Here is an 11554-nt window from a genome sequence, read left to right on the forward strand (position 1 = left end):
GCGCATTATATGTTCACACAAAAATTTTGTTGTCATTCCTCGCGCTACGCCAACTTCAATTATACATCCATCGGCATCCTTGAGGCGCTCTATTTCGTTAATAAGTGTAGAAAGCTCAATGGGGTCGACGCAATAATTATATGATGGAGCGCCAAGATTCGTATACCTAAAAGCTATATATTTAAGTATTTCTCCGATCGAGTTTTGCAGCATATATCCTCCTGACATACGATGTCTTTGATCAAATTTTTAAATGCATGGTAATATTTATTAAATGGCATTCTATTTTCTTTAATCTATTTGAATATTTTATTTAAGCGTGTCATAACATTATGAATAAATTACTTAATCATTTGTAGTATGGAAATTTGATCTACTGTGTTTCAATTTGAAAAGCTGTTCATCATGATGAAAAGCGTATCGTTACCGAGACTCTCAGGCAAGCGCTCCCGGCACTATCGTCAATTGGGGATTCTCCGGACGGAAGCCGTAATGCGAGCTTCTGGCCGATTTTGCGGGAAGATCTTCCTGAGGTCTTCACCGCCCGGCGCGGCCGCGGGTGGAGGTGCTTGGGGCCGCATTCTGCGCTTTGTCGCTCTGAGCCGTCGCCGCGGCATGAAATCGGCTTACGGGCTGAACAGGCGTGCAAATCGACGCCCGCGATGGTCGAGGGCGGCTCAATCCTCGGTCCGATTGTCTCGTTTTCATTGACGAGACTTGGCCGTAGGCGCGCCTGGGGTGGCGGCATTGCCGGGCGCAGCTATTGCGAGCAACCCTGATCGAGCGAGCACGATAGTCGTCGGAGAAGGGGGGGCGGTCGGCCTCTCAGTTACGATGGCTCCCCATATTGTCGAATGCGCCAACCATCTGGGCAGTCATGGCGCCGCCGTTCAGCAGTGCTCGTCGCCGAACTGTCGCTTGGTGACACCGTCAATCATGGGTACTCTGTCGAAGCGCGATGGCTCGAAATTCGTAGGGGAATAGAGGCGGCCTGCGCATTACTGCATTGCCTGCCGCCCTATCGTATTTACTTTAAACCGCGTAAGCGGGGCGCTTCAAGTCGATAGTCAAGTTTTCTAAACTTGTCGAGAATACTCAAAAACTCCTCCAATGCCGTCATCAAATACGATTTTTTTAGTAAATCCAGAATCCAGTAGATTTTTATCTTTGATTGGTAGCGATTCAATCACGAAGCGATGCACGTTCATCAGATTATTTTCTCTAATGACAGGCATAAATGCCTGCTCGGCTCCCTCGCAATCGATTTTAATAGTGCTGATCTGGCCAAGAGTTGAGGCCGTTGTTTCAATTAATTCATTAATCCCAACCGCCGGTACTACTTGGCGCATCCCTGTTTCCAGGCAATCGACGCCCGAATAGCGGCCGGTTGGCTCTACGCCAATTTCCAGAACGCCAGTCGCATCTGAAACCGCGGAATGCATAAACTGAATTCTTCCCTCAAAACTCGCAAGCTGCGCAATTGCCCGGTCAATATTTCCTTGAAGAGGTTCAATGAGTACGCCGCGCGTGTTAACGCAACGTGTAAGGAAGTATAAGGAAGAGAGACCAATATTGCCTCCAATGTCAACGAATACACTTTCTTTTTTTGAATTTTTATATACTTCCCAAATGAAAATTTCATTAAATGTAAAGAGATCTTCAAAGATATTTATCTTAATAGAATGATCTCCGGTTGGAGTTCTAAAGTGAAGATCCCAAGGGTATTTTCCTAGGTCAAGCACGTATCGCAAAAGATATTGTGCAGGGTTTTTGCAAATCTTAAACGTTTTAAAAATCGTATACCAATGCAACGGCTGAAATGCTGCTCGCAATACTCTTCCAAGAGATCTTCCCACTTATGCACTCCTTGTTGCGTGGTTGCGCGATCTGAAAGTAATAGATTTATATATAAAATCAGTATTATGAATTCGTAAGTTATCGGTGGTTAAAATGGACGTTTTAGGAAAACGCCAATCGCAAAAATGTGACGATCTTTGCTTCCAGATGCGGTTGCGCATCGGCGCTATCGATGACGGTTGCTCCTAGGTCTCGGTGGCACTTGGTATGAGGGGGCAACGGAGGGATCATGACGAGCATCTTTTCGAATGACCTGAGGCGCGTGCATCGGGGCAGGCTGCTTGTTAGCCTGAAGCTTTGGGCCAGGAAAGAGGCGTCGCTTGCGCCGAGGTGCAATCCTTGATGTGCTCCGAAGTGCGATCAATGGATCGTGTGATGTTGTTTATACAAATGTGTGCGTGCACTGCCATGACAATTGGTAACGGTGTGGCCGGTTGGCACCTCGCGTGTAGATATAGGCAATACTCACCCCAAAGGTCACCGCAACCTGCCGGGCGGATTGCCCGCCATCGACCGCCGCAATCACCCGATCCCGCAAATCCTGCGAATAACTCTGACCCGATCGCCAACCCATCGCCGCCTCCTTCGTAACGGCGTCCTATGAATCACACGATCAACTCAATGGGAATCCCCAACGATTCCGCCCATCATGAAAATGCTCTAGGGCGAATGCACGCAACGCTTCGATGTCTTCGGGCAGGTCCGCTTCCATGAGCATGGCACGAGTGAATCAACACAAGGAAGCCCCGTCAACCGGCAATCTGCGGGGCAATCGGGCGACGGCCGCCATGCACCCGGCGCCAGTCCAGACCCTCCAGCAACGCACCAAGTTGCGCCGCCGTCAGACGCATTACGCCATCCTGGATGCCCGGCCACTTGACGCCACCGGACTCGAGCTTCTTGACCATCAGGCACAGGCCGGTTCCGTCCCACCAGATCAGCTTGATCCGTTGGCCCGAAACACGTAGATCACGCCCGAATAGGGATCGCCGCCGTACTCGGCGCCAACCAGCGCGACCCGCGCGTCAGGCCCCTTGCGGAAATCGACCGGGCGCGTCGCCACCGTCACGCGCGCCCCAGCACCAGGTCCGATCATTGCTTGGACCGAAGGGCTTGCACTACGGCAGCGGCGAGATCAGCCTTGGCCGTTCGCGAAATCCGGACCACGGCGCCGTCGATCTCAACTTCGATCGCGACATCGCCTCGCCGCGCACCATCGGCGGCGACCGGTACGAACATCGGCTCCGCCTCCGTCGAGCCATGCTTTGCTTCCAATGCGTAACGAAGCTCACGGCGCCAGGTAGAGTTGGGAGGTCCGGATATCGTACAGCCGAGCAAGCGCCGTAAAGTTTATCACAATGCTGCGCCTCCGCGACGATCGCTAGCTTCTGCTCCAAGCTCCAGGATCGCCGCCGACCGGCCATCGTGCTGAGCACCTCGAGACGCCGGACCGGCTCCAGACCAACTCCAGTGCGAGCGTCCAGTGCGGTCGTAAGCGCGTCGTCGTCCATACCCCGTGTCTGCCTCAATCACGCAGGCAAACAAGGTGAGGAGCGAACGTCGCTTACGGCGCGATTCAGGCGCCGAGAGCATCATGATCTGGCCCACCGATCCGCCAAGCGCGCTCAAGACCAGCCATTCTCTGGCCGGGGAAAGAGGCCGTAGGATGGAAGCGCTATAGCCGATCAGACTCGCAGCCAACGAGGTCAGGCAAAATGGACTCTGCCGCTCCGGATCCAGCCACAAGCCCAGACGCCGTAGCGGCGCAACCTGCCGTCAACGTCAACACCGCACTCGCTCGCCGCTATTCTGGTTACTCTGGTGTTGGTTTACGATGCTTGCAATCGGTCGCTGCAAACATTCAACTGTTCGGAGTTTGTCCCCCGGACTTCTCGTACACCTGCCACGAATGGCGCAAGATTTGCTTCCCAATTGTGGTTCTGCTCAACATAGGCCCGACCGTTTCGGCCCAGAGCTTCATACAATAGTGGATCTTCGGCCAAACGCCTTACCATATTTGCAAATTCCGCTGGCTCAGATGCGACAAGCAGATCGCTTCCCTCTCGAGCCGCAAGGCCCTCATAGCCCACGCGCGAAGTTACCACCGGCAATCCCAGTGCCATATATTCAAGGACTTTGTTCTGGATGCCAGCCCCCAACCTCACGGAACAAATTCCAAACTTTGCATCGGCGACAACTTCTGGAATAGACGGCACCTCGCCTGTAACTGTCACACGTTCATAGCCACAGAGCTTGGCTCGCCCGCTGTCGCTAATACGCCCCACAACCCTAAATTCAGCCAAATCGTCCTCTCGTAAATTTGGCATGATATCTTCAATAAAATGAATACAAGCGTCCATGTTCTGAACCGTATTCATATTGCCAATGAAAACTCCGACATTTTTACAATTCACTCTGTTCACAAAATTCAAATCTATTGTATTTACGCCGTTTGGCGTAACTTTCACATGACTTGGAATTTCGTTCCCGCACAAAAATCTTGCGTCTTCTGCAGAGGTAAAATTCACCAGCGAAAATTGTGAAATTGCATCAGTTTCGTATTTATGCAATCGATCAAACTCATAACGATATATAAGCGCCTTTAAGCTCAATGACCTCACAGAACGAACGCGTTTATAATTGAGTGAAATCGCGTCGGTCATTTCCAGAATCGTCGGAATATGCTTCATCTCCTTGATATAGTGCCCCGCACGAATAAGATGCGCCACACAAATATCATGCTCCTCAGCAAGCACCCTCGCCCGCTTCGCGAATACTGATGATTGATAATATGCGATCTGCAATGGAATACGGGTAGGAATACTAAGCATTACGTTCAAATATGAACGATATCTCGGAAGCATCACACATTCAATTTTGTCAAACAACGCGTCCGTGACCAACCCACCATTCATCTCTTCCTCTGTTTCGCAAAGCGAGAGAAGCGTCAGAGAATATTCATCGGCAAGAGATTTGCAGATCTCGTGTATTCTGAGTCTATCCCCACCAACAACTGGATAAGGAAATCTTGGCGTAAGCACCAACGCGCGTGGCCGGTTTCGCGACAGAGACATTAACGGCGTCCTTCCACAATAATATTGGCGTTTTTCGGCCGCCGCTCATTTGCGCCCTTCCCCTTGGGCGCAAATCTTTTTGCGAAAGCATCCAGCACGTAAATGAAGATGACCACCGGTGAGGATTTTATCAGTGGAACAACCAGCTGCCACAACTCGGCGCGCCAAATATAGAAAGCAAATGGCATCACACAGACGCCCACGAGAAAGGCCAGCGGCACCTTGGACTCCACGAGGCGTTGCGCAAGAGCGCAGATTGCGACCGCCAAGAGTGGATATGCCAGACTTATCAATACAGGTCCAAAGATCAGGCGGCTTTCCAACAACGCCGATGAAGACAGCCCAAAACCAAGATCGTATGCGCGCGAAATGTACACAGACGAAATCAATTTCGACACAGTATCGATGCTATTTAAGTCGGACGGCACAATCAAAGGTTTCAACTGCGTGAAGACCAACATTCGCCCACTAGTCTGATCCGATCCCAGAACTGCAGCATCAAATGAACTGAAAAGTGAAGAGGACGTCACAATCAGGTAATCAATAGCTGACACATCCCAAGACTCGCGCGCGTAGCCGATGAACGCGACGAACGCAGCAGCCAAAGGCACACCCACCATCACCATAATTCTCTGCCGGACGCCCAGCTTCATGGAATGCTGGATAAGCACAAACGCACAAGCAATGAGAAAAACCGGGCGAGATCTGATTCCAATGATAACCTCGAGGGCGATGGCGAAAAGCCCCAACCCCCGGGCCCAATATGGCACTCCCTTTTGCGTTATCGCCAACAGACCAACCAACGGAGCCGCGGCCGCCAATAGCCTCACTATTGCAGGACTTGCGTCCCTTATAGTATCTCCCTCCGTATAAATTGAGAGATAGCCACCGAGAGACCCGACCGCTTCATAATAATAGTAGTACTTTACCAAGGCGGCCACGGAGCAAATAGCCACAGCTGGCAGCAGCGCACTGCGACTAATTTCATACTGCGGCGCTATCTCCCTGGATCGTATAGCACACATGCCCAACGCGTATTGAGCGATCAGTGCAGGCCCAGCGAGCTCGCCGTAAGGCAAATATGCGGGCACGTCTGTCCAGCCCATACCGACACTCAAACCAGCCACGCCAATAAAAATAGCATGAAAAATATAAGCAATGACAAACAACCAGCCGGTCGAAAAAACAACACGGATCACGAATAGAAACTGGATCAAAACAGCATATGAAAAGGCAGTCAGAATCGCGTTAGCTGCTGACATATACCCAATAGCCACGAAAGTGGAAAAAACCGATGCGCCAATGAATACTGCAAATATCTCGACAGGATTCTGACGTTTTTTATGAAAAATTTTTTCCATTTGTGTGCATTTCTATAATTTCGAAAAAGTGCAATTCTAGTTCAGAAGTTTAAAGAGGCCAGACCTCGCCTCTCTCTTCAATCTATCGATCTTCGAGTACGGAACAGAAACGCCGCCGAGTTTAATAGCCGCAGCCATATTCTCACAGAATTCATCGACGTCGTCGTTGGCGTACGAGTACGTCCAATCATCCTTAAGTGCGCCGAATACAGGCAATCGACTCATCACCACCGGTCGGCCAGCCAATCTGCCTTCAACCACAACCCGACCAAAACCCTCTGCCCGTGAATGGACCCAAGTCACCTTGCTTGCCTGAAAAAGGCGCACCAACTGCTCTTGAGGCAAGAGGCCATGTACCCGGATTTCAGGCAATTTCATGCCCGCTTGCCCAAAGTCCGCGATTAGCTTCATGGCACGCTCCGAAGCGTCACCAAAGCCGACAACGTCAATCTCAACCTTATCCAGTCGGCTATCCTTTGCCAGCGCGCTCATCATTCGGAGCGCCGAATTGAAGTCCTTATTTGGCCCCACGCCAGAGACAAGCAGAACCCGAAGATCTGAAGCATCGTCGTTCAAAACCAAGGAGCGAGAAAATTCTGCTTCTATGCTGGTGAAGCAATTTGGGATGTACACGATCCGACTTCGCGAAAATTTAGGCACAGATTGCAGCACGCGCATCATATAAGGAGAAACAACCCCAAACGTTCTCCCAAGGCGGGCATGCCATGCCGATGTACATGCCACGTAGCAAAAGGAAAATTTAGATTTTCTATGCGTCGATTTATAGGGAATGAGATCGTGAACTATACAAACCACTCGCCTCGATAGTGAAAGAACAAATGAGCACGAATTATATGGAAATATGGTTACGCTTGGACGGAGTAATAAGAAATACATGGGAACTACAAATTGTTCATGAATAACCATAAGTATATTCTGCGCCCAATCAGGAAGCCTTCCTACCCATAGTGGCGCCCTCAGGGTTCGAACAACACAAAGCTCCCTGCCAATAATGTCAACATCCCTCACGTAAGCGGGGATGCCTCTTTTCTTTATTGAGCCGAAAAAATCCGCTATTAAAATCAGTTCTTTGTTTAACATAACCAATAATCCGCTATTTTCTCTTCTCAACAACAACAGTGACTTCGGGATCGAGCGGCACCTTGGCGCCATAATAAGCAAAGCCCAACGCCAACTCCACACATCGCCGAACTGCTATAGCCAAAGGCTTCATCATAAACTTCAATATCCCCAAATCATGCCAGTTTGTAAGCGCGTTTGAGATAGAAACGAGCTCCAGTTGAGCAACGTTTGCCAATTGAAGGTAACCTTTCGGCGAAAGTGTTGTGCAATGTGTCACGTCACCATATTGATTGATCACGCCGAATGGACTTGCCATATTTGGAAATCGAGCTATCAACAGGCCGCCATATTTCATTTTTCTTTGCGTCATCTTGAGAACATCGAGCAGTTCAGCCATTTCCATGTGCTCAAACACGTCAAATGCTACGACCAAATCAAATTGCCCATCGCCGAACTGACTGATTGATCCAGCGCGCGCATCAATGCCGCTCGCACACAATTCCGGGCATAAACTATCGTCGAGTTCGACGCCGGAGCAGCGAAAGCCACGAGCAGCAGCCCGTCTTAAGAAGGCGCCATCACCATAGCCTATTTCAAGCAGCTCGGAAGGAGCCTGTCCACCCGCACGGCGCACCTCGCGCAACGCGATTTCGGCATCGCGGGCAGCAGTTCCGACATCCCACCCCTTCCAGCTATGATATTTCTCATACACCTCACGGCGCCAATCATCACTGGTCAGCGTCGAAGGAGAGGTCTCAATTTTGTCGAGCATCGCGAAGCCTTAACAGTAGCCATATTTGGCACAATAAATTTGACGCTTCCACAGCGAGAACTGTGCCCGCGACGCCCACGGCGCCAAAGGCAGAACCAAGTTGCCATCCCACAAGGGGAATGGTGATGGATGTGCATATCGCTATCCTGAACAGCCAGCCATCCCTCCAGACGGACAGCAGAAGCACGGTGGTTACGGTCAACATGGCCCGGACCCCCGCAATCGTTGCCAATATCCACTGAAGGCCATCCGCCGGTGCGTAAGCCGGATTGAACCAGACAACGAGTTGAGCAATGGCGAAAGGTATCCAGGCTGTCGCAACGGCGAACAGGGCGCCGAAGTACCAATACCCCTTCGCCCTGATTGAAGGGATCTTACCCACCAATGGTAGTGCGACACCACCAATAAGCATCGGAACAAAATCCACCCACCGCGCAAGGTACATGTACTTTCCTGCGACGTCGGGACTCATGAGCTTTGAAACAAGCAATGCGTCTGTGCGCGTATTCGCATAAGCAAGAAGTGCGAGCCCTAGCACTGGTAGCGCTTGGGGGAAAAATACTTTGTACGCGACCCGCAAATCATTAATGCGAAATATAAGACGTACACGAAAAAAAATTGCCGCACAGATTAGCTCTGCAACTGCAATGTACGGAAGACACCATTTACCTGTAGGAAACCCAAAGTGAGATAGTACGGCCATTGCCATCGCAGTAACGTAAACTGCACCAATAATTCCTACGATTTCATGCGCTTTATTGTCAACTTGACGAACATTGAGAGTAAGCTGCAGCAACGATTGCGGAAAAAATTGCAATCCAATAAACAGCATGAGTAAATTTACGCCATGCAAAGAATTTAATATGATGATCACGCCGACCGCCGTCATCAAACCATGCATTAATTTCAAAAGCATAGCGCGGCGGGCCACTCGGACGCGTTCGTCCGGTTCCAGCGCTTCCGCCCTTCTTAAATAGACAGTATCAACGCCACCATCGGCCAAGCAACGTGCAAATTCTGCAACAATGAATGCCAATGCGTAAGACGCAAACTGCGCAGCCGGAACGATGCTAGCGAGCGTCAAAAGTCCAAAATAACGCGCCCCAACGCCCAAAAATCGTACAGCCACCAAACTAACCGTACTCAAAAAAACGGGGCGCTTCCAGATCAAGATGAACAGCCTTAGCTAAAATTACTAAGATCAGTATTTCGCAATCAGATTATTTGCGAACGTTTTGAGGCTTTTATACTGAGATCTCGCGCCAAAAGAGACAATCCCAACTGATCACTTCCGCCGGCGACTTCCAGACTAATCCGCTGATAAGTGCACCCTGGCCGAACAATGAACGTGAACCGCGTCGTCCTTGGCTCTCTTGCGAGCGATCCGTCGACCTTAGCGAGTGCGAGATCGGAACCCCGCATCGCGCAATCGACTTTCCACACCCGGGTCGCGTCTGGCCCGGCTTCGACCGGTTCTTCTCGAACTGCAAACTCATAGGTGGCCGGCGGCAGTGCCACGTATCGTCGCATAATGACTGCCCGCTCACCCGATCCAGCAAATGCCCTAAGCGCTTTGCCGCCTTCCTCAAACTCGGCCCCTACAGCTGAGCCGGTCAACGGATCCCAAGTAAAGGGACGAAAGCGGGCGTCAGTGGAAGCCTCATTGAATCCCATCGATGACGCCGCCCTGGCATGACTGCGAGGGAGTATCGCCAGAAATTCCCTCGCAACTTCAAATTGCCTCTGATCGACCAGCACCTCCAACATCGCTGACGATAACAATTCAAAACCTGGTTCCGGTGGAGTTGTGCCGGCCAGCACAAACGTGCGGGCCAAGTTTGCCATGTGCTGGCGATTTGTCAGTACGTGCTCAACGAACAACGCAAGCCAAGGCGGGTTGCGGCGCAAGCGCACTGCCAGGTGCGCCCTTATCTGATCATCGTCCAATGCCCGTGCGAGGATCGGAAATAGAATTGCATGGCTCGCGGGACCGGTTCTCAACGCGGTATCATAATGGCGCAATGCACCGTCGAGATCGTTTGATTGCGTCGCGCGCTCCATCAACCAAAGTTGGGTTGTCAACTCTCGCGGGATAGCCTTTCGGCAAGACGCATTCGGGCTAGCGCCAATCGATCATTGCGCGCCTCCTCGACCAATCCCAACAATCTGACGGCCACGGGTTTGATTGGCTCGGCGTTGATCGAGGCTCTTGCAAGCTGGGCCATCCGCCCTGAGTTCGTTCGGGATCCCGCCACCAAGAGCTCCCGGCTCGCCGCGAAGCCGACCGAAAAGCCGTCCCATGTCGGTCCTGTAAGCGCAAGTTCCGGCTTAGTTCGCCTAGTAACGTGTCCCAACGCGTCGATGGCAGCGCAGCCCGACGACAAAACAACCGCACCAACCGCACGAATCCCGGACAAGCTGGAAAGCGAATACCTGCTCATTACGAGCTACCGGTTCGCTCTAAGTTGCTCCCATAGCCATAGCCATAGCCGTAGCCATAGCCGTAGCCGGCCTCCCGCTTTTTCAACTTGGTCAGGACGGCGCCGAATATATGCGCCTGCACCGACTTAAGTCGATCCAGCGAGGCCTTGATTCCACGAACGGCTACGCCGTCAGCCTCGATCACAAAGATGCAGCCCTCGACAGCGCGCGAAAGCAACGGCGCGTCCGCGAGGCCCAAAATGGGCGGCGCATCGATAACCACGTGATCGAAGTGCTCGAGCAACTGGCCAATCAGCACAGTCATTCTGTCGCTGCTCAGCAGTTCAGCTGCGCTAGGCGGCGTTGGGCCAGCCGCCATCAGACTCAGTCCCTTGCAACGTCCGACGCGACGAGCTGGCGCCAATCGTCGTCGCCAGCAAGAAAATTGCTAAGGCCCTGTTTGTTGTCCATCGCAACAAATGTGTGGAGCGAAGGCGAACGCATATCCGCATCCACGATGAGTACCTTTTTGCCTGTACGTCCAAATACCGTTGCGAGCGCCAGGCTTGTCGTACTCTTTCCCTCCGCGGGCCTGGTGCTTGTAACCATGATTGCCCGCGCACGCCGTGATCGGTCGAGAAGGCCAAATTAGAACGGATGCTCAAATACGATTCGGAAAGATTTGACTTGGCATCGTTGAGCGCGACCAATGCATCCTCATCCTCTACATCAGGGACGCTTCCAAGTAGCGGTATCTGAAGAAGGCGAGTTACTTGCCCCGGATCACGCAGCCCTTCGTCAATCTGTTCCAACCCAAATGCCGCTACACCGGCCAAGCCGAGCCCGAGAACCAGGGCCAAAGCCAAGTTCACAGAAAGCCTTGGGGCCGAAGGCTTGTCCGGCACCTTGGCAATATCGACGATGGCGATATTATTGGCTCCTACCCCCGCGACACCGATTTCCTTGTAGCGCTGCAGCAGTCCATC

10 protein-coding genes and 1 pseudogene are annotated in these 11554 nt (G+C 51.7%); all 11 read right to left on the reverse strand.

Features of this window, described 5'->3' with window-relative positions; translation table 11 throughout:
* Window positions 1–213, reverse strand: a 213-nt coding sequence (locus D3876_RS20655; protein ID WP_220475501.1) for a hypothetical protein, incomplete at its 3' end; no start/stop codon positions are given.
* An 863-nt stretch (window positions 214–1076) separates the two neighbouring features.
* Window positions 1077–1856: an FkbM family methyltransferase gene (locus D3876_RS20105; protein ID WP_119762454.1), complete on the reverse strand. Its 780-nt coding sequence runs from the start codon at window positions 1854–1856 to the stop codon at window positions 1077–1079.
* Window positions 1857–2606: 750 nt separating this feature from the next.
* Window positions 2607–2953, reverse strand: a pseudogene (gene tnpB, locus D3876_RS20975) (IS66 family insertion sequence element accessory protein TnpB).
* Between the two features lie 733 nt (window positions 2954–3686).
* Window positions 3687–4931 (reverse strand): glycosyltransferase, encoded by a 1245-nt coding sequence (locus tag D3876_RS20125; protein ID WP_220475461.1) that lies wholly within the window; start codon window positions 4929–4931, stop codon window positions 3687–3689.
* Window positions 4931–6292 carry a hypothetical protein gene (locus D3876_RS20130; protein ID WP_119765792.1) on the reverse strand — a complete coding sequence of 454 codons (1362 nt, stop codon included), beginning with the start codon at window positions 6290–6292 and terminating at the stop codon, window positions 4931–4933. The genes D3876_RS20125 and D3876_RS20130 overlap by 1 nt, the downstream gene beginning before the upstream one ends.
* Before the next feature lie 36 nt (window positions 6293–6328).
* The gene (locus tag D3876_RS20575; RefSeq protein ID WP_182911994.1) at window positions 6329–6973 is read right to left on the reverse strand and encodes a glycosyltransferase; all 645 of its coding nucleotides are present in this window, start codon (window positions 6971–6973) and stop codon (window positions 6329–6331) included.
* Between the two features lie 433 nt (window positions 6974–7406).
* Window positions 7407–8147 (reverse strand): class I SAM-dependent methyltransferase, encoded by a 741-nt coding sequence (locus D3876_RS20140; RefSeq protein WP_119762442.1) that lies wholly within the window; start codon window positions 8145–8147, stop codon window positions 7407–7409.
* Window positions 8131–9318 (reverse strand): lipopolysaccharide biosynthesis protein, encoded by a 1188-nt coding sequence (locus tag D3876_RS20145; protein WP_182911993.1) that lies wholly within the window; start codon window positions 9316–9318, stop codon window positions 8131–8133. The genes D3876_RS20140 and D3876_RS20145 overlap by 17 nt, the downstream gene beginning before the upstream one ends.
* 44 nt (window positions 9319–9362) lie before the next feature.
* Window positions 9363–10229 carry a hypothetical protein gene (locus D3876_RS20150; protein WP_147417700.1) on the reverse strand — a complete coding sequence of 289 codons (867 nt, stop codon included), beginning with the start codon at window positions 10227–10229 and terminating at the stop codon, window positions 9363–9365.
* Between the two features lie 358 nt (window positions 10230–10587).
* Window positions 10588–10893 (reverse strand): P-loop NTPase family protein, encoded by a 306-nt coding sequence (locus D3876_RS20155; protein WP_147417701.1) that lies wholly within the window; start codon window positions 10891–10893, stop codon window positions 10588–10590.
* A 28-nt stretch (window positions 10894–10921) separates the two neighbouring features.
* A partial coding sequence (locus D3876_RS21325; RefSeq protein ID WP_274378999.1) for a GNVR domain-containing protein occupies window positions 10922–11554 on the reverse strand: 633 nt, incomplete at its 5' end.

Source organism: Sphingomonas cavernae (genome assembly GCF_003590775.1).
GTDB classification, from domain to species: Bacteria; Pseudomonadota; Alphaproteobacteria; order Sphingomonadales; family Sphingomonadaceae; genus Sphingobium_A; species Sphingobium_A cavernae.

Bases quoted from the DNA above. Each gene is read 5' to 3' on its own strand.
- D3876_RS20125 (WP_220475461.1), bottom strand. From the start codon at position 4,931: ATGTCTCTGTCGCGAAACCGGCCACGCGCGTTGGTGCTTACGCCAAGA.
- D3876_RS20130 (WP_119765792.1), bottom strand. From the start codon at position 6,292: ATGGAAAAAATTTTTCATAAAAAACGTCAGAATCCTGTCGAGATATTT.
- D3876_RS20575 (WP_182911994.1), bottom strand. From the start codon at position 6,973: ATGATGCGCGTGCTGCAATCTGTGCCTAAATTTTCGCGAAGTCGGATC.
- D3876_RS20140 (WP_119762442.1), bottom strand. From the start codon at position 8,147: ATGCTCGACAAAATTGAGACCTCTCCTTCGACGCTGACCAGTGATGAT.
- D3876_RS20155 (WP_147417701.1), bottom strand. From the start codon at position 10,893: ATGACTGTGCTGATTGGCCAGTTGCTCGAGCACTTCGATCACGTGGTT.